The following is a 23,082-nucleotide window of genomic DNA, read 5'->3' as shown; positions in this document are numbered from 1 at the left end:
ATGCACCGGGGGCCCGCTGGCGCGGGCCCCGCCTTCACGCCTGCACGACGTTGCGTTCGATGGCTTCGCTGTGCACGATGATTTTCTCGGCGTCGGCCTGCAGCAGGCGGATGCGGCGCTGCACGACAGGCCAGCCGGACCAGTTGACCGAGCCGGTATCGGCATGCGCCGGGACTGCCGGCGCGCCGGAACCGGGCATCGTGACGCTGACGCCATGCCGGGCCAGCGCTGCCGTCAAGGTATGGCAGACCTGCCGGTGGCTCACGGCCAGCATCGCATTGACCTCCTGCGCCGGGATGTCCGTCACGTGGCGGCGCAGGATCGCCCGCAGCGCCGCCACGTGCGCCACCAGCAGGTAGTTCTGCACGATGAAGAGGTTGATGTCCTCCACGGCGCGCTGCTTGCTGGCCGGTTCGTCGAGCATGCGCACGAGCGCGGCCGACAGGCCGGCCAGGCTGTCCATCAGTCCCTTGCGCTGGATGCGGTAGGGGAAGTCGTTGCGGCACTTCCCCTGCAGCAGTTCGAAGCTCGCTTCCATATAGCGCAGGTTGGCCGCCAGCACCTGCTGGATCAGTTTCGGCAGCGACTGGTATTCCCAGCTGGCCAGCACGAAGCTGAACACGGTGGCGATGGCCGCGCCGATGAAGGTGTCGACCAGGCGCTCGGTGATGACGTTGTCGCTGCCGCCGGCCGCCAGGTGCATCTGCAGCAGGATCATGATCGAGACGGCAATGGCCGTGTAGCGGTAGCGCAGGTAGACGAAGGTGGGCGTGGCCACGGTGGCGACGATCAGCACGGCCAGGATGACGGCCGGGTAATCGAACCACTTCAGGATCACCGCCGTGATGACGCAGCCGATGACGGTACCGATGATGCGGTCGCCCCGGCGCTGCTTCGTCATCGAAAAACTGGGCCGCAGGATGATGACGATGGTCAGGATGATCCAGTAGTTGTGCGCCGCATACGGCAGCAAGGTGCCGATGGCCAGCCCGACGGCGATGGCCATCGCCACCCGCAGCGAGAAGCGGAAGATCGGCGAATCCATGCGCAGGTGCGACAGCAGCACCTGCAGCTCGTACTTCTGCTGCGACAGGAAGGGCTGCATGTCGGCGTCGCGCCAGAACGGCGTGCTGTCGTAGGCCTTCTGGCTGGCCACGTGCAGTTCGCCGATCATGCGTATGATGGCGCGTACCTTGTTGCGCTGGGCGCGCAGCACGGCCAGTGCCTCGTGCTGCGGCTTGCCGGCGTCGATGCGCGCCTGCAGCACGGCCAGTTCCGCCTCGATCGCTTCCAGTTCGGGGGCGTAGCTGATCTGCGCATAGGAAGCGAGCTTGCGCGTGACGGCATACGCCACCGATTCGATGTCGCGCGCGGCCTTGAAGGCCAGGTCGTGCAGCGATTTCAGTGCCGGCGAATCGACCAGGTGCACGCGCAGCTGGGCGTAGTCCGTGTGGGTCGACAGGATCAGCTCATACAGGTCGAGCATGCAGACGTGCACCTGCACGACAATGGCGTCCTTGCGGTTCTGGTGCGCGCGCAGGATCAGGTCGCGCGAGGCCTGCTGGCGGTCGGCCAGCAAGGCCTGGTGGCGTACCAGCTTGTTGAACTGCTCCGTCAGGTTGTAGCGGGTGTCGTAGAAATCGGCCTTGATGTCGATATACGCGGCCAGCTCGAACAGGGCCTCGGCCAGCACCTGCTGCTTGATGCGGTGGCGCAGCAGCCAGGAGATCGCCATCGCATAGGCCAGGTAGGCCAGGCCGCCCAGGGTGAACAGGCCGGCATGCGTCAGCGCCTGCAACGGCGCCATCTGGTGCTCCATCGACATCGTCATGATGAACAGGGTAGCCAGCTGCAGCGGCATCGACTTCTTCCCGTACACCACCATCATGCTGGCGAAGAAGCTGAGCAGCACGAGCACCACCATCAGCAGCCAGAAATAGGGCGCGCACAGGCTCACCACGAGAGTGACGATGCTGCACAACAGTACCGACGCCAGCATCTCGTTGAGCTTGTGGCGCAATGGGCTGGGCAGGTCCATCAGCGCCGTGCACAGCGCGCCGATGCCGACCGACATGGCCGTGTGCATGTCGGAGACGGCCAGGGTCAGCCAGATGATGCCCACCAGGCCGGCGCCGAAGCGCAGGCCCAGGTGGAAATAGTGACTGTAGAAGAAGGTGCGCGGGTTTAATGCATAGTGCATCGGTGAGGACCCGGCCATCTCACGCGATCGACAGGATCGGGTAACGGCGCCATTCCGGCTCGGCGTGGGCCGCGCAGTTGTGCAGGATAAACTGCAGCACCGCGTCCTGGTCCGACAGCTTGTCGGGATTGGCCTCCTTCCAGGCGTCGAACCTGGCCTTCAGTTCCGGCTCGGTGCGCAGCAGCTCGACGGCCAGGTCCTCGAACACGTAATCGGAAATGGCTTCCTTGCGCTCCAGGACGGCGTTGAAGAAGCCCCAGCGGAAGAAGCTGTCGTGGCCCTGCGGCTCCAGCGTCTCGACGGCGTAGCGGGCATTGTCCTGGTCCAGCGGGATATACCAGTCGCCGGCGGCCAGCGTGAAGCTGCCCGTGCGCTGCTCGACCTGCACCTCGTCATGGAACATATGGCCTTCGTATGCCGTGGCGCGGGTCGCCAGATCGCCCAGCTGGTAGTAGCGGGCCGTGACGGTGGTGGGCGCTTCGATGCGCGTCATCTGCACGCCGTTCCACTGCAGCCGCTCGATCACTTCGCGCCAGGCCTGCGGCACGATATACGCCTTCGGTGCCTGGACCACGGTATCGGCCACGAAGTTGCTGTAGTACGGGATGTCCTTTTCATACGGCTTGCTGCGGTCGTACGACAGGCGCGTGTAGTTCCCCAGCACGCTGGGGTGGCGGCGCGCTTCATAGCCCTTGAAGCGGAACGTGGTGGGACGCGCTTCGTCCAGCTTCCACGTCACGGGCCACGCGGCCTGGCGGCGCTGGCTTGCCTTCGCCTCCGCGCGCAGGGCGCGAATCCGTGCGCCATGCTGCACGGTGAAGGCCATCGTCACCTCGACCAGGGTGCGCATCGATGCATAGCGGTCCCGGTAGGGCTTGAGCATATGCGTCTCGGGCATGAAGCCGATGATGTTGTGCAGGGTCGTAAAGCCGGTCGAGAAACGCGGCACTTCGAGGAATTCGACGATGCCGTCATCCGGCGTTTCCGCGATCGGGTTGACGTAGGGGCAGGTCGGCCAACCGCGCGCATCCATCTCGCTGAAGATATGCGGCAGCATGGTGTCGCGCAGGAAGGGTCCCAGGCCGCTGCCCAGCTTGTCGGCCTGGGTGTGGATCAGGGTCATCGTGTAGCTGTAGTCGGCGCCGTTCGACGTATGGGTGTCGACCATCACGTCCGGGTCCCAGGCCGTAACCAGCTGGTTGAAGAAGCGCGCGTTCAGGGTGTCGCACTTGATGAAGTCGCGGTTCAGGTCCAGGTGGCGGCTGTTGCCGCGAAAGCCGAACAGCTCCGGGCCGTCCTGGTTCGGGCGCGACGTGCTGGCACGATTGAGGCAGCCGTCGACGTTGTAGACGGGGACGAACAGCAGCACCGTGTCGCCCAGCGCGGCCAGGCGGCTTGGGTCGAAGCACAGGTCGCGCACCATGGCCATGCAGGCGTCGATGCCTTCCGGTTCGCCCGGGTGGATGCCGTTATTGTTGAAGAAGACCGTGCGGCCGGCACGCTTGATCTGCTCCCGGTCGAACACGCCGTCCGCGCTGACCACGCCAACGTGCAGGGGAATGCCGCCGTCGGACACCCCGGCCTGCTCGAACTTCAACACCCCGGGAAAGCGCCGCGCCAGGGTTTCGTAGAAGGCGATGCAGTCGGTCCAAAGGGTGGTCTGGTTCTGGTTGCCCCGTTCGTAGGGCGTCGGCAGTTCTGGGTGCATGGTCTGGATCTCAGGAGCAAGGGGGAAAAGCGGCGCGCCGGGTAGGCTGCCGGGTGTGGAATTGTAGCACTGCAGCATGGGCCGTTCCGCCTGCGGGGGGGCGCCGAAACGGCGCGCCGCCACCGCTTGCAAGGCGCTTGCGACGCCTCTTTGCGCCAGCTCGCATCGCCGTCCCGGGCACCGTGCTATCACGGCGGCTGGCATATCACCCGAGGGCGTCCGATGAAGTGCTCGATCCTTGCCGGCCTGTTGGCCGCGGCCTTTTTCCATCCACTGGCGGTGGCCGGCGACCTGTCGCGTTACCGGCTGACCCTCCCGGCCGGCGCCGGCGCGCGCGAAGAGGGCGGCGCCATCGTGTTTTCCAACGCCGCCGCGGCCGAAGTGCGGGTCGGCGCCCTGGTGGTGGCGCTCGACCCGCCGGCAGACGTGCCCTTCACGGCGGACCTGATCCTGCTGTCGCGGCCGGGCCAGGCCTTGCCGGCCACGCGGCACGCGATCCCCGTCGTCGCGCCTGCTGGCACGGTGACGCAGACGGGCGCTGAACCGGTGTACGCGCTCGACACGTGGCAGGCCCTGACGGTGCGCAAGGGCGCGACGCTGCTGCGCATCACGGCCCTGCCGGACCCGCGCGGGCACGGCGCCGCCCCGGCCGCGCTGACGGTGATGCTCGATTTTGGCGAACCCTGCCGCATCCTCGTGCACGGCGAGACGCTGGGGCTGCGCGAGATCGAAGGCATCCCCCGGCATTTTCCCGGTGCCCGCCTGGCGCTGCTGCGCGACGAGGGCGAACCGGTGCTGCTGGCCGTGGACGGGGCCCAGGCCACGCTGCGGCGTGGGCTGCGCGGTGAAGTCCACCGCTTCGGCACACCTTCCTGCCGCTGAGCTTAGCGCTTTGCGTTGGCCTCGACCCACTTGGCAAACGCGGCGCCGAAGGTGGTCAGCAGCTCGCGGGTCTGGTCGTTGTTGACGGTGCCGTCGTCCGCCAGGAACTTGGCCGAGCCGCCGATGTACATTTCCGGGCCGGGCTGCACGGGCGAGTTGAGCGCCACCATGGTCTGGCGCACGTGGTGGTTGGCGCCAAAGCCGCCGATGGCGCCGGGCGACTGCGACACGACGGCCGACGGCCGGCCGTCCCAGATGCTCTTGCCCCAGGGGCGCGAACCGACGTCGATGCCGTTCTTCAGCGCGCCGGGGATCGAGCGGTTGTATTCGGGCGTGACGAACAGCACCGCATCGGCGCTGCCCAGGGTGGCGCGAAACGCCGTCCAGGCGGCCGGCGGCGTGCCCGCATCGTCCAGGTCCTGGTTATACAGGGGCAGGTCGCCCAACTCGACGAATTCGCATTGCAGTTCCGGCGGCAGCACGGCGGCGATGGCGTGGGCGTATTTACGGGTCAGCGATTCCTTGCGCAGGCTGCCGATCAGGACAGCGACTTTCTTGGTCATGGCGGTGGGCTCCGGTGGTTGCAATGATATGGAATATGCAATGTACCTCATGCCGCCGAAGCGTGCAGGCGGCAACGTTCAGCCTTCGGAAACCACCGATTCCTCGGACATCGAACGCCAGTCCAGGTTCACGTTGTGAACTTTTCCATAGCGGGCGGCGATATCGACCACTTGCCTGTGCGGATGCCTGTATTTCTGATGATCCGGATTGGACGCGGCGATCAAGGTCAGGTCAGGCGATGCCGGCAGCGTGTCCAGGAGGCCATGCAGGGTAATCCGCTCATCATCGTAGTTAAGGCGGGAGCCATGATGCGGCAGCATCAACGTCGACGTCAGGCGCAGTTCACCTCCGTAGTGCTCGACGAATGCTGCCAGGTCGGCGGGCTTCCCCAGATGTGCGTCGCCCATTCCGAGCCAGCCGACGGCGCGCGTCAGATAGCGGTGGCCCGCTTCATGCTGCGTCAGGCTGGTCCTTCTTTGAAACCACTGCCGCGGCCCGCCGCCGATGCCGGCAGGGCCGGAGTACAGACACAGCGAGCTGCTGTTGTAGTCGTGCAGAGCGGGCAGCTCCTTGTACAGGAGCTTGAGCAGCGCATTGACGGTGATGCGTTTTCTCACCGTTGCGTGGCCGGCGTGGCTGGCACGAAGCGCGGCATTGGCGTCAGCCTGCGAGACCGGCGTTTCCAGCGCCGCCTGGATACCGTCGGTAAAAGTCCTGCCAGCCCTGGTGCCCAGTTGGGCGAGGTCATCGATTGCATGACGCAGGCCGGCGAGCACAGGCAGGTTCCACAAGTCGGCGACGACCTGCGGTGTCGCCCATTCCTGGGAATAAAAGCGGAACGTCCAGTCCAGCCGGTGCAGGTGGATGGACCTGGCGTCGGACAGAATCGCGCCGCGACGGGCTGGCGCCAGGGCCTCCTGCCACGCCGGCGTCAGGAAAAAACCGGACGGCGGCGGCAAGTCGTGCGGCGCCAGGTCTTCCAGGTTATCCAGGGACCGCACGGCGTCGTTTCCCGGCACGTTCCTGTTTCGGGCGATGATGATGGGGCGGCCGTACGCACCGGAGTAGAGCCGGCCCGCGATCCGGACCGACTCCAGCCGCTCATCGGCAATGGCGCCAGCACTCTCGCCGACAATTTTCAGCAGCATCATGAAGACGCTGTGGGCCAGATCGACGTGCGGCAGGAATACGTTCGCGAACCGGATGCCTTTTTCTTCAAGCCGCGCGATGCCATTGATATGGTCTTCATCCAGGTGTGAAATGACGAGCCAGTCATGCGCCAGGGGATATGCATCGACGATGCTGTCGATAATTCGGCTTCTGCGCTCGGCCGTACCGCCGCCGCAGTCATAGACGACGGAAAAGCGGCGGCCGCCGGCCCGCAGGATTGCAGTGTGAAAGCCGCCCTGGCCGATCGCATGCTGTGTGCGTTCCACGGTAATTCGTTGCATGAATAGTCGCTTTCCGGAAAAAGAACGGGGCTAACTATATCGCTTTTGCCAGGCACCAAAACTCACCAAAAATAACGAGGAAGAAGCGCGGCCGCCGATGGCGCCGGTCCGAAGACCGATGCAGCGGGCGAAAAAAAACCACGCCCGAAGGCGTGGCTGCATGCACAACGTAAAACGGTCGAGGCCGGGCGATTACTCCGCGCCCATTTCCTTCAGCAGGTTGTCGGCCTTGTCGACGTGCTTCATATTCCACAGCATGTAGCGCAGGTCGACCTGGATGTCGCGCGTGTTGGCCTTGTTGAAGTCCCAGTCCGAGATGATCGAATCGAGCGTGCCGTCGAAGGCCAGGCCGATCAGTTCACCCTTGGCGTTCAGTGCCGCCGAACCGGAGTTGCCGCCCGTGATGTCCAGCGTGGCCAGGAAGTTGACCGGCACGGCTTTCAGCTTCGGATCGACGAACTTGCCGAAGTCCTTGGCCTTGATGGCGGCGAGCTGGGCTTTCGGTGCGTTGAACTCGCCCTGGCCGGTGGCCTTGGCGGCCACACCCTGGACGGTGGTGAAGGCGGTCCAGGCGGTACCGTCGGCGCCGTGCGGGCGGCCGGCGACATTGCCGTAGGTGACGCGCAGGGTGCTGTTGGCATCCGGGTACACGGCCTGGCCGCGGCTCTTCATGAAGGCAATCTTGGCCTTCATGTAGCTGCCGTAGGCCTGCTGCAGCTTGCCGCCCAGTTCTTCCTCCTCCGCTTCGTCCTTCATGAAGGCGTCGAAGGTGGCGACGGCAGCCTTGATGAAGGCATCGCCGCTGGCCTGGAAGTCGGCCGGCTTCTTGTCCAGCCATGCATTGCGCTCGGCATCGACACCGAGCTTGCTGCCGGCGTACAGCTTGTCCAGCGCGGCCGACAGTTCGGCCTCGCTCATGCCGGCCTTGATGCCCAGTGCCGCGTTGAAGGCGCTCTTCTGCTCGGCCGCCGGTTGCGCCAGGTAGTTCTTCAGGTGGTGCATGACGAGGGCCTTGTCGACCTTGGCGTCATAGGTGCGTACCAGCGACGCCACGCGGGCCTTGATGCGGGGCAGGTCACGCGTCTGGTAGCCGGCCTTGCGCTCGGCGTCCGGCTTCTGCGACTCGACCGACAGGCGATACAGCATGGCGGCCGTCGACAGCAGTTTCGGCTGGGCGTAGCTGAAGTTGAAGTTGGCCTTGACGGCGGCATCGCGCTCGGCGATCAGGTGCTCGACCTTGCCGATGTCGGCGGCGAATTCGGCCTTGCGCTTGGCATCGGCGTTGACCCAGGCCTTCAGCTCTTCGTGCTGGGCCGTCTTGCGCGCCAGGAAGTCGCTGCCGGCATACGAGTCCAGCATGCCCTGGCGGTTCTTGTAGTAGTTGTTGATGCTGGCGACCTGGCCGGCATACTTCAGCGCCGTGTCCTTGTTGTCCTTCGTTTCGCGGTCGATGATGGCCAGCGTCTCGCCCGACGCCTTGACGAAGGCCGGGTACAGCCAGTCGAAGGTGAACTGCACTTCCGACGGCAGGCGGTGGCGGTTGGTGCGGCCCGGGTAGCCCATGGCCATGACGAAGTCGCCTTCCTTGACGCCTTCCCTGGCCAGCTTCAGCACGTGTTTCGGTGCGTACGGCACGTTGTCCTTGCTGAAGTCGGCGGCCTTGCCGTCCGGGCTGACATAGGCGCGGTAGAAGCCGTAGTCGCCCGTGTGGCGCGGCCACATCCAGTTGTCCGTGTCGCCGCCGAATTTGCCCACGCCGGCCGGTGGCGCGTGCACCAGGCGCACGTCGCGGATTTCCAGCTGCTTGATCTGGTAGAACTCCAGGCCGCCGTAGAACGACGGCACGGTGCAGCGGTGGCCGGCGTCCTGTTCGCAGGCGGCCACGAGGGCCTTCTGGTTCTTCTCGATCGCGTCGCTGCGCGCCTTACCGGACAGTTTCGCCACGTCCGGCGTCACCACCTTGGACGTGACGTCGATGACTTCCTTGGTCACGAACACGCGGGTGCCCGGCGCGGCCGGCACTTCCTCGGCCAGCGAGCGGGCCACGAAGCCGTTGGCCAGCAGGTCCCGCTCCGGCGTGGAGTTCTGCGCCACGCTGTCATACACGCAGTGGTGGTTGGTGACGACCAGGCCCTGTGGCGACACGAACGAGGCCGAGCAGCCGCCCAGGCTGACGATGGCGCCACCGGGGAATTCGGTCAGCTTGGTCAGGCTGGCGGGGTCCAGTTTCAGGCCGGCGGCCTTGAGCTGCTTGGCGATCTGGGGCAGTTGCTGCGGCATCCACATGCCTTCGTCGGCATACGCGGACGTGGCGGACAGGATTGCAAGCGCGAGAAGAGTTTTTTTCATGCGAGTCTGGATGAGTGGTAAAGGCAGGCAGGCGTGGCGACGTGCCAGCCCGGGCACGCGAAGTATCCGGTTCACGTAGCGATCCGTCAATTGCAAATTTTGCCCTGAAAACTGAAGGAAATTCGGCGTCGGGATGCTGCGTCGCAGCAATAAGCTGGAGAAAGGCCAGACGTGAAAAAGCCAACGCCGCGGCGTTGGCTTCGGGTACGACCAGGTAGGACGTGTTTCTTAGCGCGCGCGACCGCGGAACACGAGGTTCACGATGGCCAGCAGGATGACTGCGCCGAGGAAGGAGACGAGCAACGACAACGGGCTGAAGTCGTCAGCATTGATGGTACCCGTACCGAACAGAGGCGAGAGCAGCCAACCACCCAGCAGTGCACCGACGATACCGACAACCACGTTCAGGAACATCCCTTGTTGGGCGTCCGTTTTCATCACCAGGCTGGCGAGCCAGCCAATAATGCCGCCGATAACGATCCAGATAATAAAGTTCATGCTCATTCCCCTTATATCGTTAATTGAGAGACCGGGCAGGTTGCCCTGCCGAGAAAAAAGTGTATGCGCCGCCGCAGGGCTGGTCCGTGCGCCAGCGAACGGAGAACCGGTTTCTGTTGGATGGCACCTGCCGGGTGGAAAACATGCCTGCAGGAACGCAGACTGTATGGTGCGGAAACGTACAGAAGGCCAGCGGTGCGGGGGGTATCGTGGACCGGTATCCCCAACCACTAGAAAGGAATTACCATGAACAACGAGACAAAAAATTCCCGCTTGGTAACCGGCCTGTTCAACGACCGTGAGAGCGCCGAGCGTGCCTATCAGCACGTGACGTCGCGCGGCTACGGCAAGGACGACGTCAATGTGCTGATGTCGGACGACACCCGCAAGCGTCATTTCGGCAGTGAGACGGCGGACACGGAATTGGGCAGCAAGGCTGCCGAAGGCGCGGGCATCGGTGCCGGCGTTGGCGGTGCCATCGGCGCCGCACTGGCCGCCGTGGCGGCCGTGGGCACGACCCTGGTCCTGCCGGGCCTGGGCATTGTCGTGGCCGGTCCCCTGGCGGCGGCGCTGGCCGGTGCCGGTGCAGGCGGCGTCACGGGCGGCCTGCTGGGCGCGCTGATCGGTGCCGGTATTCCGGAAGAACGCGTCAAGCATTATGAAGAAGGCCTGAAGTCGGGCGGCATCGTCATGGGCGTCAATGCCCGTTCCGACGAGGACGCAGCCCATATCGAATCGAGCTGGAAAGACAGCGCAGGCCAGCACGTCATCGGCACGGGCGTCGGTGCGGCAGGCGGCGCGATGGCCGGCATGGCGGCCGGTACGCCAGGCGGCCCGATCGGCATGGCCGCTGGTGCCGTGGTCGGCGGCATTGCCGGCGGCCTGGCAGGCAAGGGCGCAGCCGAGGTGGTGAATCCAAAGAGCGGTGACGACCTCTCCGATCACCACATGGCCACCGGCGTCGGTGCCGGCGGCGGTGCCATGGCCGGCATGGCGATGGGCGCCGTGGGCGGCCCGGTCGGCATGGCAGCAGGCGGCGCCATCGGTGCCCTGGCTGGCGGCATGGCCGGCAAGGGTATCGGCGGCCTGGTCAACCCAGCGGAAGAAAAAGTCTACTGGGAAAACAATTTCCGCAACGAGTCCTACTACAACCCCGCTTACCAGTACGACGACTACGACCCAGCCTATTCGCTGGGCTACACCAGCCGCACCAACTACCGTGGCGACTGGGATACCAACGAAACCTCGCTGCGCAGCGACTGGGAACGCAGCAAGGGCAACTCGCGCCTGTCGTGGGATGAAGCGAAACACGCTTCCCGCTCGGCCTGGGACAAGGTGGAACGTGCCTTGCCAGGCGACTGGGATCGCGACGGCAAGTAAGCAATACGACTAGACGTCTGCCATTTGAGCCCGCTTTTGCGGGCTCTTTTTTTTCCGGGAGGCTGGCATGGAGCTCAACAAACGAAGCGCCCTCGTGACGGGCGCGGCAACGGGAATCGGCGAACAGATCGCCCGGCGGCTGTTTGCAGGCGGGGCGGCAGTGACGCTGGTGGGGCACGACGGCGCTGCATTGGAACGCCTGCGCGGCGAGCTCGATCCGGAAGGCGGGCGGGCACTGGCAATCGAGGCCGACGTGCGCGACGAAGCGGCAATGCAGGATGCAGTGCGGCGTGCCGTCGCCGGCTTCGGCGCCTTGCACCTGGCCGTCAACAACGCCGGCTTGACGGGGCCGCACGACACGCTGCTGGAAGACTTGTCGCTGGAAACATGGAACAGCGTCATCGAGACGGACCTGACCGGCATGTTCCTCAGCCTGAAGGCGGAACTGCCGGCCATCGTGGCCGCCGGTGGCGGTGCCATCGTCAACCTGTCGTCGGCCAACGGCATCGTCGGCGTCGCTGGCATCGGCGCCTATACGGCGGCCAAGCACGGCGTGCTGGGGCTGACACGGGCGGTGGCGCTGGAATATGCGACAAAGAAGGTGCGCGTCAATGCAATCGGCCCCGGCTACGTGGCCACGCCGCGCATGCTGGAAATGCCGCGGGAGGCACTGGACGGCATGGCCGCCGCACACCCGCTGCAGCGGCTGGCCACGCGCGAGGAAGTGGCGGAATTTGCCGCCTTCCTGCTGTCGGACCGGGCTTCCTTCTGCACGGGCGGCTTCTATCCGATCGATGGCGGTTATACGGCGCGCTAACCGGCGTGGAGAGTGGAGTGATGGGCGGCGATCTCTGCCCGGGCCGCCTCGGCCAGCGGCCCGCCATCCAGCCCCAGCGTCCGCAGGGCCCGCGCCGCCGTGCCCTGCCGGCTTGACGCGATGACGGCCAGCACGTGGGCACCCGTCAGCGGTTCCGTGGGCCGCGCGCGGGGCCAGTCGGCCAGCTGCCGCATCACCTCCTGCATCGACCCCTTGGCATGATACGGTCCGGTGGCCGGCGGCAACGGTGCCGTGTCCGCCAGCAGGGCCGGGTCCGCGCCGATGCCGGCCAGCGCGGCACCGTGCTGGGCCGCGATGGCGCCGCGCAGGCCGGCCGGATCGACACCCAGCCGGGCAAATGCCCGTTGGGCCAGCCCGTCCGGCAAATCCAGCGCAGCCAGCAGGAAGTGTTCCGGCCCCGGTTCGCGTTCGCCCGCCGCGCCCGCGTGGCGCTCGGCCGCTTCGGCAAGTATCTTGATCGTGCGCATGTCGGCAAGGCGCTGTCTGATTCGTTGCAGCATGGATTCTCCTAGGGTTGGATGAGGGGGGCCAGGCGCTTGTGGGCCGCCTGTTTCGACACGCCCAGCGCGTCGGCCACCTGGCTCCACGACCAGCCCTGGGCAATGGCCTGGGCCACGGCCAGGCGCTCCAGCTTGTCCGCCGCCAGGCGCAGGGCGACCACGGCCGCCAGCGCGTCGGCCGGGTCGGTGGGGTGGGGGAGTTGGGTGAAATCGATCATGCGTCAATCTTAGTTGACGTTTTTGGGTTCGTCAACAAAAGATGACGGCACTGGCCGAAAACTTCGTGCCTGCCGCCGACCTAGTAAAATCGAGGCAGCGCGAATCGCACCGATCCGCCATTACTGATGAAGGGGAATGACATGGCCAAGAAAGAAGAACTCGACGAGGAGACGTTGGCGTTCATCCAATGGTGCATCGAGGTGGAAGGCTTCCTGGTCGCCGGCGGCGCCACCGTCAAGGAAGCGCAGGACCATATCGAGGAACAGGTCGACTGGTTCACGGACCAGTATTGCGCCGCGTTGACGCCGGAGGAAGCGGCCAAGGAAGCGCTGGCCTGAACCGCCGCTGACAGCAAGCAAAATGCCCCGCGCAAGGCGGGGCATCGCGGCCCTGTACGGGCCGCAGTAACTTATTCGGCCGCGATGGCCTCCACCTGGATGGCCAGCTTCACTTCCGGCGCGAACGCGGGAATGCCGAAGTTCAGGCCGAAATCGGTGCGCTTGAATTCGGCGCTGGCGTCGGCGCCGCACACTTCCCGTTTCATGCGTGCATCCACCGCGCACTTGAAGCGGTTCACCGTCAGTTGCAGGGGTTTCGTCACGCCCATCAGGGTCAGCTCGCCGTCCACGGCCACCAGGCGGTCACCGTCGAACTTGAAGGACTTGCCCTTGTAGGTGGCAGTGGGGAACTTCGCCACGTTGAAGATGTCTTCCGCCTTGGCATGCGTGTTCATCTTGTCGTGGCCGAAATCGATCGACGTCGTGTCGATGACGATGTTCATGCTGCCCGTTTTCGCCGCGCGGTCCATCGTGATGGTGCCGCTGGTGCTGTTGAACTTGCCGCGCCAAAGCGACATGCCCTTGTGGTCCGCTTCGAAGCTTGGGTAGGTATGGTTCGGGTCGATGTTGTAGGTGGCGGCATTGGCGGCACCGGCCAGGGCGAAGAGGGCAATCAACAGCGTGGATTTCATCGGGTCTCCTTGGTGTAAAGCGGTTTTTATTGGCTGACGACGTGGAACTTGATGGTCACTTCATCTGCCACCATGCCGGTATCCTTCCACTCGCCTTCGCCGATATTGAAGGCCAGGCGCTTGATCGGCACGGCGCCGTCGAAGACCTGCTTGCCGCCTTCGGTCTTGACGGTGACGGGGAAGGTGACGTCGGCCGCCTTGCCCTTGATGGTCAGCTTGCCGGCCACGGTCAGCTTGCCGGCGCCGGCGTTCTTGATCGAGCTGGAGACGAAGGTGGCCTTCGGATACTGGGCCGCGTTGAACCACTCCTTCTTCGCCACTTCCTTGTTCATTTCCGCTTCGCCCAGGTCCAGGCTGGCGGTATCGACTTCCACCGTCGCCTTCGAGGTGTCGACGGCTGCCGCGTTATAGTCGATCACCACGCGGTGCCTGGTGAACTTCGACTCCACCGGCACGTTCATCTGCTTGAACACGGCCGACACGGTGGTCTTGGCCGGATCGGTCTTCAGCACGGCGGCGCCGGCTGCCAGCGATACGCCCAGCAGGGAAGCGAGCAGAATGTTTTGCGTGATTTTCATGGGGCGGAACTCCGTTTCTGGAAATAGGGAAGCATGCGTTTCAGGACATCGTCGCGGTCGACGAAATGGTGTTTCAGCGCGGCGGCGACATGCAGCAGCACGACAGCGGCCATCAGCATGTTGAGCCAGTAATGCACGGGTTTGAGCAGCTCCTTCAGGGCCGGATCGGCGCTGAAGGCGGCGGGAATCGGGAACAGGCCGAAGTAGACCACGGGCACGCCGGCCGCCGTCGTGTACAGGTAGCCCGACAGGGGCACGGCGAACATCAGCACGTACAGCAGCACATGGGTGGCATCGGCCGCCTTGGCCTGCCAGGCCGGCAAGCCGGGCGGATGCGGCGGCGGGCGGTTGGCGCGGCGCCACAGCAGGCGCAGCGCGGCCAGGGCCAGCACGGTGACGCCGGCCCATTTGTGCCAGGAATAGTATTTCAGCTTGGTGGGCGTGAAGCCGGGAATATCCGTCATTACCAGGCCCATCGTGAAGGCGCCCACGATCAGGATGGCGATCAGCCAGTGCAGCAGCATGGCCGTCCTGGTGTAGCGGGTGATGGGCGTGATGGGGGTGTCCGGCATCGCGGCGTCCTTCCTGTTTAGTACTTGTTAGAACTAAAAATATAGCAGGGAAACGCAAAGCATGCCGGTGACTGGCCCGCTTTGCGGCAGGTCTAACCTTACCGGATAGAACGCTGCCGCAACAGGTGCAGAAGTTATGGAAGACTTAAATCGTCTTGGCCAACTGGGCCGCGATGCCCGTGTAGTTCGACGGCGTCATGGCCAGCAGCAGGTCCTTCGCTTCCTGGGGAATGGCCAGCTTGCCGATGAATTCCTGCAGCGCGTCCTTCGTGATGCCTTTGCCGCGCGTCAATTCCTTCAGCTGCTCGTACGGGTTCTCGATGCCGTAGCGGCGCATCACCGTCTGTACCGGTTCGGCCAGTACTTCCCAGCTGGCGTCCAGGTCGGCGGCCAGGCGGGCCGGATTGACTTCCAGCTTGTTCAGGCCGCGCAGGCAGCTGTCGTAGGCCAGCAGGGTGTAGCCGAAGCCGACGCCGATATTGCGCAGCACGGTCGAATCCGTCAGGTCGCGCTGCATGCGCGACACGGGCAGCTTTTCCGACAGGTGCTTCAGCACGGCGTTGGCAAGGCCCAGGTTGCCTTCGGAGTTTTCGAAGTCGATCGGGTTGACCTTGTGCGGCATCGTCGACGAGCCGATTTCACCGGCCTTCAGCTTTTGCTTGAAGTAGCCCAGCGAGACATAGGTCCAGATGTCGCGGTTCAGGTCCAAGAGGATCGTGTTGGCGCGCGCGAAGGCGTCGAACAGTTCGGCCATGTAGTCATGCGGCTCGATCTGGATCGTGTACGGATTGAATACCAGGCCCAGGCGCTGTTCGATGACGGCTTTCGAGAAGGCCGGCCAGTCAAACGACGGATAGGCGGACAGGTGGGCGTTGTAGTTGCCGACGGCGCCGTTCATCTTGCCCAGGATTTCCACCTTGGCGATGCGCTCGATGGCGCGCTGCAGGCGGGCGATGACGTTGGCGAATTCCTTGCCCAGCGTGGTCGGGCTGGCCGTCTGGCCGTGCGTGCGCGACAGCATCGGCAGCTCGGCGTTGACGTGGGCGATTTCCGTCAGGCGCGCCACCAGGCCGTTCAGGGCCGGCAGCATCACGCCGTCGCGCGCGGCTTTGAGCATCATGCCGTGCGACGTGTTGTTGATGTCCTCGGAGGTGCAGGCGAAGTGGATGAATTCGGACGCGGCCACCAGTTCCGGCACATCCTTGACCTGCTCCTTCAGCCAGTATTCGACAGCCTTGACGTCATGGTTCGTGACGGCTTCGATTTCCTTGATGCGGGCCGCGTCGCTTTCCGTGAAGCCGGAAGCGAGCTTGTCCAGCAGCGCGGTGGCATCGGCCGAGAACGGCTTGATTTCGGCGAAGCCGGCCTGCGACAGGGCCTGCAGCCAGGCGATCTCGACCTTGACACGGTGGTGCATGAAGCCGGCTTCGGACAGGATCGGGCGCAGCTTGTCGGTCTTGGCGGCGTAGCGGCCGTCCAGCGGAGACAGGGCCGACAGCGTGGAGTAGGGAGTCGTCATAGTGGCAGAAGAGAAGAAGGGAGGGCGGGAAAAAGACAGATTTTACCATCGGGCGCCACTGCTATTGGCGACAGCGCAAGGCCGCGCCAGGGCCCTCCTTGCGGCAGGCAGCCGATGCTATACTGGTTTCATCCCCTATCCTTGACGGATTCCCATGAAACTAGTCGGTTCGCTTGCCAGTCCGTATGTGCGCAAGGTGCGTGTCGTGCTGGCCGAAAAGAAGCTCGATTACCAGATCGAGCTGGAAGACACGTGGGCGCCGGAAACCACCATCCACAAGCTGAACCCGCTCGGCAAGGTGCCCTGCCTCGTGATGGAAGACGGCTACGTGATGTACGACTCGCGCGTGATCGTCGAGTATCTCGATACGCTCACGCCCGTGTGCAAGCTGCTGCCGCCGAACGGGCGCGAGCGGGCCGATATCAAGAACTGGGAAGCGCTGGCCGACGGCGTCATCGACGCGGCCGTCGTGGTGCGGATGGAGCGCACCCAGCGCCCGCCCGAGCTGCAGAGCGAAGCCGTGTGCCAGCGCCAGCTCACGAAGGTGGCGCGGGGCCTGGCCTCGATGTCGGCGCGGCTGGGCGATTCGGCCTGGTGCGCGGGCAATCATTATTCGCTGGCGGACGTGGCGGTGGGCTGCGCGCTGGGCTGGCTGACCTTCCGCTTCCCTGAAATCGACTGGCGCGGCGACCATCCGAACCTGGGCCGCCTGCTCGACAAGCTGGTCGAGCGTCCCTCCTTCCGCGACTCGCTGCCGCAGGCCTGAAGGCGCGCCTCCACTGCGTCTTTCGTGCCCTGAACGCCGGGGCAGTTCGGGTACACTGTGCCGGACAACCATCGAACGGGGCGGCCATGGAACAAGCGGTAACGGTATTCGGCGAAGCACTGGTGGACGATTTCAGCACGGCCAGGGTAGTCGGCGGGGCGCCGTTCAACCTGGCGCGCCACCTTGCCGGGTTCGGCCTGCCCGTGACGATGATCACCCGCATCGGCGACGATGCCAACGGCGCCCTGGTGCGCGATGAATTCGCCCGCTTCGGTCTGCCTGAAACGGGGCTGCAGATCGGCCCCGGCGAAGCCACCGGCCACGTCCAGGTTGAAGTGGGCGTCGATGGCAGCCACCGCTTCACCATCCTGCCCGACCAGGCCTACGACCATATCGACAGCGCCCAGGCGTTGGCGGCGAGCCAGGCCAGCCGTCCTTCGATCTTCTGCTTCGGCACCCTGGCCCAGCGCGATCCCCGCTCGCGCGCGGCCCTGCACGCACTGCTGGAGCAGTCGCAGGCCGTGCGCTTTCTCGACCTGAACCTGCGCGAGGGCTTTGTCGACGAAACCATCGTCTTCGATTCACTGCAGCAGGCCGATATCGTCAAGGTCAACGAAAGCGAGCTGCAGCAGCTGTTCAAGTGGTACTGCCACACCTGCCCGGACACGGTGAACATGGAATGCATTTCGGTCGACACGGAATGCCGCGCCATGATGCACAACTTCTCGCTGTCGGCGCTGGTGGTGACGATGGGCGTGCGCGGCGCGCTGTACCTGTCGGCCGATGGCGCACATGTGGCCGATCACGGTACCGGGCTGGGCACTTCGTTCGTCGATGCGGTGGGAGCGGGGGATGCGTTCAACGCCGTGTTCCTGCTGGGGCGCCTGCGGGGCTGGACGATGGAGCAGACCTTGGCGCGGGCCAACGCCTTTGCGGCATCGACCTGCGGACACGCCGGTGCGGTGCCCGCCGATCTGTCCTGCTACCAGGAATGGCTGACACCATGGCAGCAGGACAGCAGCACGACCTTCAGCGGCCCCTGAACGACGGGGCCGCGCGGTCGCGGTGATGCATCAGTCGTCGGTGGACATCTGCGATTGCAGGTAGTTCTGGATGCCGATCTTGCCGATCAGGTCCAGCTGGGTTTCCAGCCAGTCGATGTGCTCTTCCGTGTCTTCCAGGATTTCCAGCAGCAGGTCGCGCGACACGTAGTCGCCCACTTTTTCCGCCTGGGCAATGCCTTCCTTGACGGTGACGTGGGCGCCCCGTTCCAGGGTCAGGTCCGCCTCCAGCATTTCCGGGGTCGATTCGCCGATCAGGATCTTGTGCAGCGCCTGCAGGTTCGGCAGGCCGTCCAGCATCAGGATGCGGTCGATCAGCTTGTCGGCGTGCTTCATCTCGCCGATCGATTCCTCGTATTCCTTCTTGGCGATTTTCTCCAGGCCCCAGTGACGGTACATGCGGGCATGCAGGAAATACTGGTTGATCGCGGTGAGTTCGTTCGTCAGCTGTGCGTTCAGCAGACGCAGCACGTCTTTATCGCCCTTCATGGGTGTACCTTTGTTCGTTGTGATGAAAAGTCCCGCCATTCTGCCACGAAGGGGCGCACATAAGAAGGGACGCACTGTCGATTGATACTACGAATGAATACCATTATCATTTGTGTCCTTCTTAACGTGAGTTGAAACCATGATGCTGCATATTCCCGGCGTGTTGACGCCAGAGCAGGTGGGCCGGATGCGCGCGGCGCTGGCCGGCGCCGACTGGGTCGACGGGCGCGCCAGCGTGGGCACGCAAGGGGCCCAGGTCAAGCGCAACCGCCAGCTGGCCGAAGGCTCGCCGCTGGCCGTGGAACTGGGCAGCATCATCGCGCGCGCACTTACTGCCAACCCGCTGTTCTTCGCGGCCGCGCTGCCGCTGCGCATCCTGCCGCCGTACTTCAACAGCTATGCCGGCGGCGAGAACTACGGCCTGCACATCGACGGTGCCATCCGCACGCCGGCCGGCAACGGCCCGACCTTGCGCGCCGACGTGTCGACGACGGTCTTCCTCAGCGAGCCGGACGAGTACGAAGGGGGCGAGCTGGTCGTCATGGACGCGTACGGCGCCCATGAAGTGAAGCTGCCGGCCGGCGACGCCATCGTGTATCCGTCGTCGAGCGTGCACCGCGTCAATCCCGTCACGGCGGGCGAGCGGGTCGCGTCGTTCCTGTGGACGCAGAGCATGGTGCGTGACGACTGGAAGCGGACGATGCTGCTGGACCTGGACCAGAACATCCAGAAGCTGCGCGGCGAACATGGCGACAACGAAGCCACCGTCGGCCTGACGGGGCACTATCACAACCTGCTGCGCATGTGGGCGGAGACCTGACGACTGGCCAGAAACCGGGGACAGTCCCCTGTTTCTGAGCAACGTTGCCTGGAAACAGGGGACTGTCCCCGGTTTTGTACGCCATACGAATGCAAAAAAGCCGGAGTCGGAATCGACCCCAGCCTTTGAATGGTGGTGCAACATGCAGCGCCATGGCGGCGCTGTGGAAGTTCAGCTTGCCAGCGTCGGACGCTTCAGCACCGTTTCCGTGATCTGCACGTCGCTGTTGGCGGCGACATGCTTGTCCAGTACCTCGACCGCATAGGTCAGGCAGTTGCCGCAGCAGGTGGCAACGCCCAGCGTTTCGCGCAGCTCGTCCATGGAACTGATACCCAGGTCGATGGCCTGGCGGATTTCACGGTCGGAGATGTTGTTGCAAACACAAACGATCATTTCAAGCACCCTCTGGCAGGTAGCGATTCCGGTCAAAAACCCGTTGATCTTTTCGATAATCTTAAGGGTTTCTTAATGAGAATCATTATCATTACGTTTCCTATTCTGACGCAACAAAGCGTACAATGCAAGCGTATCCTGCAAATACAAACCATTCGCATTGCCTTTATAATGACCAGATTGACTTTCCTCAAAGAACTGCCATGACCCTCGCGCCATCCCTCATCAATCTCGACACGCTGGCGGTGGGAAAGATCGGCACGGTCGTGCATGTGACGCCCGCCGGCGGCACCGAAGAGGGGGCGGACCTGGTGCGCCGCCTGATGGAGCTGGGCTTCGTGCCGGGCGAGAAAATCCGCATGTTAAAGCGCGGGATGCCGGGCGGCGAGCCGCTGGCAATCAAGGTCGGCAACAGCACATTCGCGCTGCGCCGCTACGAAGCGGCCATGGTCGCGATTCAGCCGGAATAAGAACATGGGTGTAACGGAAAAAGTGGCGCAGGTGGTTTCGCACGCGCCGATGATCGCCTTGTTGGGAAATCCCAACTGCGGCAAGACGGCACTGTTCAACCGCCTGACGGGTGCGCGCCAGAAAGTGGCCAACTACGCCGGCGTCACCATCGAGCGCAAGGAAGGCCATTTCGTCTCGCCGGCCGGCCACCCCTACCGCGTGCTGGACCTGCCCGGTGCCTACAGCCTGACGGCGCAAACGCCGGATGAAGCCATCACGCGCGACGTGGTGGCGGGCCTGCGTGCCGGCGACGGTTCGCCCGATGTCGTCGTCTGCGTCGTCGATGCCACCAACCTGCGCCTGAACCTGCGCCTGGTGCTGGAGATCCAGCGCCTCGGCCTGCCGATGGTGCTGTGCCTGAACATGGTCGACATGGCCAGGAAGCGCGGCATCGAGATCGATGCGGCGAAGTTGGCCCAGGAACTGCACATGACCGTCGTCGAAACGGTGGCGGTGCAGGGCGGCGGCGAGAAGTCGCTGCTGCGCGCGCTGGACGATATGTGGCCCGTGGTGCCCGTCAAGCCCAAGGCGCTGGCGGCGATCGATGCCGTCTCCGTCGAGGAAACGCAGCGCGAGGTGCGCCGCATCCTGGCATTGGTATCGAAGGAAGCAGCGCGTACCGACGACCTGTCCGAGAAGATCGACAATGTCGTGCTGCACCCGGTGGTGGGCCCGGCGATCCTGGCCGTGCTGATGTTCCTGATTTTCCAGGCCGTGTTTACGTGGGCAGCCGTGCCGATGGAGATGATCTCCGGCGGCGTGGAAAGCCTGGGCGCGCTGCTGGGCACCTATATGGGCGAAGGCGTGCTGCGCAGCCTGCTGGTGGAAGGCATCCTGGGCGGCGTCGGCAGCGTGCTCGTGTTCCTGCCGCAGATCCTGATCCTGTTCTTCTTCATCCTGGTGCTGGAAGATGTCGGCTACCTGCCGCGCGCGGCCTTCCTGCTGGACCGCCTGATGGGCGGCGTGGGCCTGTCCGGCCGCGCCTTCATTCCGCTGCTGTCCAGCTTTGCCTGCGCCATTCCCGGGGTGATGGCGGCCCGCACGATCCAGAACCCGCGCGACCGCCTCGTGACGATCATGATCGCGCCGCTGATGACGTGTTCGGCGCGCCTGCCCGTGTATGCGCTGGTGATCGCCGCCTTCATCCCGGAGCGCGAAGTGTGGGGCACCGTCAGCCTGCAGGGCCTGATCCTGTTCGTGCTGTACTTCGCCGGCATCATCTCGGCGATGGCCGTGGCCTGGGTCATGAAGCGTGCCGCCGGCACCAAGACGCAGCAGGCCCTGATGATGGAGCTGCCGCGCTACCACTGGCCGCACCTGCGCAACCTGGCCATCGGCCTGTGGGAACGCGCCAAGATCTTCCTGATGCGCGTCGGTACCGTCATCCTCACCTTGATGGTGCTGCTGTGGGCCCTGTCGAGCTTCCCCGGCGCGCCGGAAGGCGCCACCCATCCGCCGATCTACTACAGCATCGCCGGCATGCTGGGCCGCGCGCTGGAAGTGGTGTTCGCGCCGATCGGCTTCGGCTGGGAAATCTGCATCGCGCTGGTGCCGGGCATGGCCGCCCGCGAGGTGGCCGTCGGCGCCCTGGGTACCGTGTACGCGCTGTCGCAGACGGGCGACGAGCTGGCCACGTCGCTGACGCCCGTGCTGGCCGCATCGTGGTCGATGGCGACGGCCCTGTCGCTGCTGGCCTGGTATGTGTTCGCGCCCCAGTGCCTGTCGACCCTGTCCGTGGTACGCCGCGAAACGGGCAAGTCGCGCTACGCCTTCATCATGGCCGGCTACATGTTCGCGCTGGCCTACGGCGCCTCGTTCATCACGTATCACACCGCCCGCCTGCTGGGGGCATAAGGAGAGCGCCATGTGGCAGGAACTGATCGTCGGAATGATCGTCGCGGCCTGCGTGCTGCACGCATGCACCAAGTACCTGCCGGCGGCATGGCGCCGCCAGATCGTCCACGCCCTGTCGCGGCGAGGCTTCAACCAGGACAAGCTGGCAAGGCTGTTCAAGACCCAGTCCAGCTGCGGCGACGGCTGCGGCAGCTGCGGCTCGTGCGAGACGCCGGCCAAGGCAGGCGCCGATGCGGACGCGCCGCGGGATACGGGAACGACCCGGCGGGTGATACAGCTGCATGTGCAGCGCTGAGCTGATCGTCCACCTTCAGGCCCGCCGCGTGCGGGCTTTTTAATGTCCGAAGAATCGATGCAGATTGCTGCCGCTATGGTCTTGGCCAGCCTTGCCGGAGGCGCCCAGGGCGCCGGCAAGGCGACCCTGTGCGAACCGCAGGAAAAAATCATCATGGCCTGCCATGCAAAGGGCAAGACGTATGCGCTGTGTGCCTCTGCCACGCTGACGCCGGCCAGTGGCTACCTGCAGTACCGTGCCGGCACCGCCGCCGGTATCGAGTTCGCGTATCCGGCCAGGCGTGAGCCGCCCGCCGGCCGTTTCCGGCTGGAGCACCACACCGCTGGCGCGATATCGCTGGTTTTCACCAACGGCGGGTACACGTACGCGATCGGTGAAACCGCGGGCGGCATGAACAGCATCTACGTCGATAGGAATGGCCAGCGGGTGGCACGCATCGCCTGCCAGGGTGGCACTGGCGACGGTATCCTCGGCAACGACAATCTTGACCTGCTGCGTGCCGGCGGCATCGACCCCGACTGAAGCGACGCCCAAAAAAAGGCGCTGTCACCCGGTCGCAGTGAACTATCCACTCAGCATTCAACTTCCTGCCGGGAATAATGCAGCCCGTAAAAATTGCTGCGGCGTGCTCAGGTGACGACAGTCGAGCCCGTGTATCCAGCCCAG

25 protein-coding genes are annotated in these 23,082 nt (G+C 64.7%); 11 read left to right on the top strand and 14 right to left on the bottom strand.

The features are described from left to right. Positions 1–34: 34 nt before the first annotated feature. Both GM672_RS15260 and GM672_RS15255 read right to left on the bottom strand, forming a co-directional pair. Positions 35–2,200 carry an FUSC family protein gene (locus GM672_RS15260; protein WP_155471394.1) on the bottom strand — a complete coding sequence of 722 codons (2,166 nt, stop codon included), beginning with the start codon at positions 2,198–2,200 and terminating at the stop codon, positions 35–37. Positions 2,201–2,219: 19 nt separating this feature from the next. Beyond that, a complete protein-coding gene (locus tag GM672_RS15255; RefSeq protein WP_155471393.1) occupies positions 2,220–3,908 on the bottom strand; it encodes a M14 family zinc carboxypeptidase in 1,689 nt (562 codons plus the stop codon). Between the two features lie 222 nt (positions 3,909–4,130). On the opposite strand from GM672_RS15255, the gene GM672_RS15250 reads away from it, so the two are divergent. Then, positions 4,131–4,790 (top strand): hypothetical protein, encoded by a 660-nt coding sequence (locus GM672_RS15250; protein ID WP_155471392.1) that lies wholly within the window; start codon positions 4,131–4,133, stop codon positions 4,788–4,790. A gap of 2 nt (positions 4,791–4,792) precedes the next feature. Here GM672_RS15250 and GM672_RS15245 read toward each other — a convergent pair whose 3' ends face one another. The 4 genes from GM672_RS15245 to GM672_RS15230 form a co-directional block, all read right to left on the bottom strand. Next, complete coding sequence (locus GM672_RS15245) at positions 4,793–5,353, bottom strand: NADPH-dependent FMN reductase (RefSeq protein WP_155471391.1); 561 nt, start codon at positions 5,351–5,353, stop codon at positions 4,793–4,795. A gap of 78 nt (positions 5,354–5,431) precedes the next feature. Then, the gene (locus GM672_RS15240; protein WP_155471390.1) at positions 5,432–6,805 is read right to left on the bottom strand and encodes a ComEC/Rec2 family competence protein; all 1,374 of its coding nucleotides are present in this window, start codon (positions 6,803–6,805) and stop codon (positions 5,432–5,434) included. Between the two features lie 192 nt (positions 6,806–6,997). Continuing rightward, positions 6,998–9,154: a S46 family peptidase gene (locus tag GM672_RS15235; RefSeq protein WP_155471389.1), complete on the bottom strand. Its 2,157-nt coding sequence runs from the start codon at positions 9,152–9,154 to the stop codon at positions 6,998–7,000. A 228-nt stretch (positions 9,155–9,382) separates the two neighbouring features. Continuing rightward, positions 9,383–9,652, bottom strand: coding sequence for a GlsB/YeaQ/YmgE family stress response membrane protein (locus GM672_RS15230; protein WP_155471388.1), 270 nt, complete (start codon positions 9,650–9,652; stop codon positions 9,383–9,385). Between the two features lie 246 nt (positions 9,653–9,898). Between GM672_RS15230 and GM672_RS15225 the strand changes: the two genes are divergently transcribed. Both GM672_RS15225 and GM672_RS15220 read left to right on the top strand, forming a co-directional pair. Next, complete coding sequence (locus GM672_RS15225) at positions 9,899–11,032, top strand: hypothetical protein (RefSeq protein ID WP_155471387.1); 1,134 nt, start codon at positions 9,899–9,901, stop codon at positions 11,030–11,032. Positions 11,033–11,099: 67 nt separating this feature from the next. Beyond that, a complete protein-coding gene (locus GM672_RS15220; protein ID WP_155471386.1) occupies positions 11,100–11,849 on the top strand; it encodes an SDR family NAD(P)-dependent oxidoreductase in 750 nt (249 codons plus the stop codon). Here the strand turns inward: GM672_RS15220 and GM672_RS15215 are convergent. Both GM672_RS15215 and GM672_RS15210 read right to left on the bottom strand, forming a co-directional pair. Then, a complete protein-coding gene (locus tag GM672_RS15215) occupies positions 11,846–12,370 on the bottom strand; it encodes a Clp protease N-terminal domain-containing protein (RefSeq protein ID WP_155471385.1) in 525 nt (174 codons plus the stop codon). The genes GM672_RS15220 and GM672_RS15215 overlap by 4 nt on opposite strands. Before the next feature lie 8 nt (positions 12,371–12,378). Next, entirely contained in the window at positions 12,379–12,588 is a 210-nt protein-coding gene (locus GM672_RS15210) for a helix-turn-helix domain-containing protein (protein ID WP_155471384.1), read from the bottom strand. A 141-nt stretch (positions 12,589–12,729) separates the two neighbouring features. Here GM672_RS15210 and GM672_RS15205 point away from each other — a divergent pair, with 141 nt between their 5' ends. Continuing rightward, entirely contained in the window at positions 12,730–12,927 is a 198-nt protein-coding gene (locus GM672_RS15205; RefSeq protein ID WP_155471383.1) for a hypothetical protein, read from the top strand. 71 nt (positions 12,928–12,998) lie between these two features. Here GM672_RS15205 and GM672_RS15200 read toward each other — a convergent pair whose 3' ends face one another. The 4 genes from GM672_RS15200 to purB all read right to left on the bottom strand — a co-directional run bounded on the left by GM672_RS15200 (position 12,999) and on the right by purB (position 16,228). Next, positions 12,999–13,559, bottom strand: a complete 561-nt coding sequence (locus GM672_RS15200; RefSeq protein WP_155471382.1) for a YceI family protein — start codon at positions 13,557–13,559, stop codon at positions 12,999–13,001. A gap of 26 nt (positions 13,560–13,585) precedes the next feature. Beyond that, positions 13,586–14,137: a YceI family protein gene (locus tag GM672_RS15195; RefSeq protein ID WP_155471381.1), complete on the bottom strand. Its 552-nt coding sequence runs from the start codon at positions 14,135–14,137 to the stop codon at positions 13,586–13,588. Next, positions 14,134–14,685 (bottom strand): cytochrome b, encoded by a 552-nt coding sequence (locus GM672_RS15190; RefSeq protein ID WP_170300083.1) that lies wholly within the window; start codon positions 14,683–14,685, stop codon positions 14,134–14,136. Before GM672_RS15190 ends, GM672_RS15195 begins: the two co-directional genes overlap by 4 nt. Before the next feature lie 169 nt (positions 14,686–14,854). Further along, positions 14,855–16,228, bottom strand: coding sequence for an adenylosuccinate lyase (gene purB / locus GM672_RS15185; protein ID WP_155471379.1), 1,374 nt, complete (start codon positions 16,226–16,228; stop codon positions 14,855–14,857). Between the two features lie 154 nt (positions 16,229–16,382). On the opposite strand from purB, the gene GM672_RS15180 reads away from it, so the two are divergent. Together GM672_RS15180 and GM672_RS15175 are read left to right on the top strand one after the other, a co-directional pair. Next, positions 16,383–16,994 (top strand): glutathione S-transferase family protein, encoded by a 612-nt coding sequence (locus GM672_RS15180; RefSeq protein WP_155471378.1) that lies wholly within the window; start codon positions 16,383–16,385, stop codon positions 16,992–16,994. An 86-nt stretch (positions 16,995–17,080) separates the two neighbouring features. Continuing rightward, the gene (locus tag GM672_RS15175) at positions 17,081–18,037 is read left to right on the top strand and encodes a PfkB family carbohydrate kinase (RefSeq protein ID WP_155471377.1); all 957 of its coding nucleotides are present in this window, start codon (positions 17,081–17,083) and stop codon (positions 18,035–18,037) included. A 30-nt stretch (positions 18,038–18,067) separates the two neighbouring features. Here the strand turns inward: GM672_RS15175 and bfr are convergent, their stop codons facing one another. After that, positions 18,068–18,544 carry a bacterioferritin gene (bfr, locus tag GM672_RS15170; RefSeq protein WP_155471376.1) on the bottom strand — a complete coding sequence of 159 codons (477 nt, stop codon included), beginning with the start codon at positions 18,542–18,544 and terminating at the stop codon, positions 18,068–18,070. 139 nt (positions 18,545–18,683) lie between these two features. On the opposite strand from bfr, the gene GM672_RS15165 reads away from it, so the two are divergent. Then, the gene (locus GM672_RS15165) at positions 18,684–19,364 is read left to right on the top strand and encodes a Fe2+-dependent dioxygenase (RefSeq protein WP_155471375.1); all 681 of its coding nucleotides are present in this window, start codon (positions 18,684–18,686) and stop codon (positions 19,362–19,364) included. Between the two features lie 171 nt (positions 19,365–19,535). Here the strand turns inward: GM672_RS15165 and GM672_RS15160 are convergent, their stop codons facing one another. Further along, positions 19,536–19,757 (bottom strand): (2Fe-2S)-binding protein, encoded by a 222-nt coding sequence (locus GM672_RS15160; RefSeq protein WP_155471374.1) that lies wholly within the window; start codon positions 19,755–19,757, stop codon positions 19,536–19,538. A gap of 203 nt (positions 19,758–19,960) precedes the next feature. Between GM672_RS15160 and GM672_RS15155 the strand changes: the two genes are divergently transcribed. From GM672_RS15155 to GM672_RS15140, 4 genes are read left to right on the top strand one after another with little or no spacing between them, the layout of a single operon-like run. After that, the gene (locus GM672_RS15155; protein ID WP_155471373.1) at positions 19,961–20,227 is read left to right on the top strand and encodes a FeoA family protein; all 267 of its coding nucleotides are present in this window, start codon (positions 19,961–19,963) and stop codon (positions 20,225–20,227) included. Between the two features lie 4 nt (positions 20,228–20,231). Continuing rightward, positions 20,232–22,121, top strand: coding sequence for a ferrous iron transporter B (gene feoB, locus GM672_RS15150; RefSeq protein ID WP_155471372.1), 1,890 nt, complete (start codon positions 20,232–20,234; stop codon positions 22,119–22,121). A 10-nt stretch (positions 22,122–22,131) separates the two neighbouring features. Beyond that, entirely contained in the window at positions 22,132–22,416 is a 285-nt protein-coding gene (locus GM672_RS15145; RefSeq protein WP_155471371.1) for a DUF6587 family protein, read from the top strand. 42 nt (positions 22,417–22,458) lie between these two features. Further along, complete coding sequence (locus GM672_RS15140; RefSeq protein WP_155471370.1) at positions 22,459–22,938, top strand: hypothetical protein; 480 nt, start codon at positions 22,459–22,461, stop codon at positions 22,936–22,938. The last annotated feature ends 144 nt before the right edge of the window (positions 22,939–23,082 follow it).

The organism is Pseudoduganella buxea, from assembly GCF_009720835.1.
Classification (GTDB): Bacteria; Pseudomonadota; Gammaproteobacteria; order Burkholderiales; family Burkholderiaceae_D; genus Rugamonas; species Rugamonas buxea.
The sequence above is the reverse complement of the archived record's forward strand: the minus strand, read 5'-3'. Positions and strand labels throughout refer to the sequence as shown.

Coding starts and splice junctions, on each gene's coding strand:
- GM672_RS15155 (WP_155471373.1), top strand. CDS start 19,961: ATGACCCTCGCGCCATCCCTCATCAATCTCGACACGCTGGCGGTGGGA.
- GM672_RS15260 (WP_155471394.1), bottom strand. CDS start 2,200: ATGCACTATGCATTAAACCCGCGCACCTTCTTCTACAGTCACTATTTC.
- GM672_RS15210 (WP_155471384.1), bottom strand. CDS start 12,588: ATGATCGATTTCACCCAACTCCCCCACCCCACCGACCCGGCCGACGCG.
- GM672_RS15220 (WP_155471386.1), top strand. CDS start 11,100: ATGGAGCTCAACAAACGAAGCGCCCTCGTGACGGGCGCGGCAACGGGA.
- GM672_RS15240 (WP_155471390.1), bottom strand. CDS start 6,805: ATGCAACGAATTACCGTGGAACGCACACAGCATGCGATCGGCCAGGGC.
- bfr (WP_155471376.1), bottom strand. CDS start 18,544: ATGAAGGGCGATAAAGACGTGCTGCGTCTGCTGAACGCACAGCTGACG.
- GM672_RS15225 (WP_155471387.1), top strand. CDS start 9,899: ATGAACAACGAGACAAAAAATTCCCGCTTGGTAACCGGCCTGTTCAAC.
- GM672_RS15215 (WP_155471385.1), bottom strand. CDS start 12,370: ATGCTGCAACGAATCAGACAGCGCCTTGCCGACATGCGCACGATCAAG.
- GM672_RS15175 (WP_155471377.1), top strand. CDS start 17,081: ATGGAACAAGCGGTAACGGTATTCGGCGAAGCACTGGTGGACGATTTC.
- feoB (WP_155471372.1), top strand. CDS start 20,232: ATGGGTGTAACGGAAAAAGTGGCGCAGGTGGTTTCGCACGCGCCGATG.
- GM672_RS15160 (WP_155471374.1), bottom strand. CDS start 19,757: ATGATCGTTTGTGTTTGCAACAACATCTCCGACCGTGAAATCCGCCAG.
- GM672_RS15180 (WP_155471378.1), top strand. CDS start 16,383: ATGAAACTAGTCGGTTCGCTTGCCAGTCCGTATGTGCGCAAGGTGCGT.
- GM672_RS15230 (WP_155471388.1), bottom strand. CDS start 9,652: ATGAACTTTATTATCTGGATCGTTATCGGCGGCATTATTGGCTGGCTC.
- GM672_RS15245 (WP_155471391.1), bottom strand. CDS start 5,353: ATGACCAAGAAAGTCGCTGTCCTGATCGGCAGCCTGCGCAAGGAATCG.
- GM672_RS15250 (WP_155471392.1), top strand. CDS start 4,131: ATGAAGTGCTCGATCCTTGCCGGCCTGTTGGCCGCGGCCTTTTTCCAT.
- GM672_RS15200 (WP_155471382.1), bottom strand. CDS start 13,559: ATGAAATCCACGCTGTTGATTGCCCTCTTCGCCCTGGCCGGTGCCGCC.
- GM672_RS15165 (WP_155471375.1), top strand. CDS start 18,684: ATGATGCTGCATATTCCCGGCGTGTTGACGCCAGAGCAGGTGGGCCGG.
- purB (WP_155471379.1), bottom strand. CDS start 16,228: ATGACGACTCCCTACTCCACGCTGTCGGCCCTGTCTCCGCTGGACGGC.
- GM672_RS15140 (WP_155471370.1), top strand. CDS start 22,459: ATGTCCGAAGAATCGATGCAGATTGCTGCCGCTATGGTCTTGGCCAGC.
- GM672_RS15205 (WP_155471383.1), top strand. CDS start 12,730: ATGGCCAAGAAAGAAGAACTCGACGAGGAGACGTTGGCGTTCATCCAA.
- GM672_RS15235 (WP_155471389.1), bottom strand. CDS start 9,154: ATGAAAAAAACTCTTCTCGCGCTTGCAATCCTGTCCGCCACGTCCGCG.
- GM672_RS15145 (WP_155471371.1), top strand. CDS start 22,132: ATGTGGCAGGAACTGATCGTCGGAATGATCGTCGCGGCCTGCGTGCTG.
- GM672_RS15195 (WP_155471381.1), bottom strand. CDS start 14,137: ATGAAAATCACGCAAAACATTCTGCTCGCTTCCCTGCTGGGCGTATCG.
- GM672_RS15255 (WP_155471393.1), bottom strand. CDS start 3,908: ATGCACCCAGAACTGCCGACGCCCTACGAACGGGGCAACCAGAACCAG.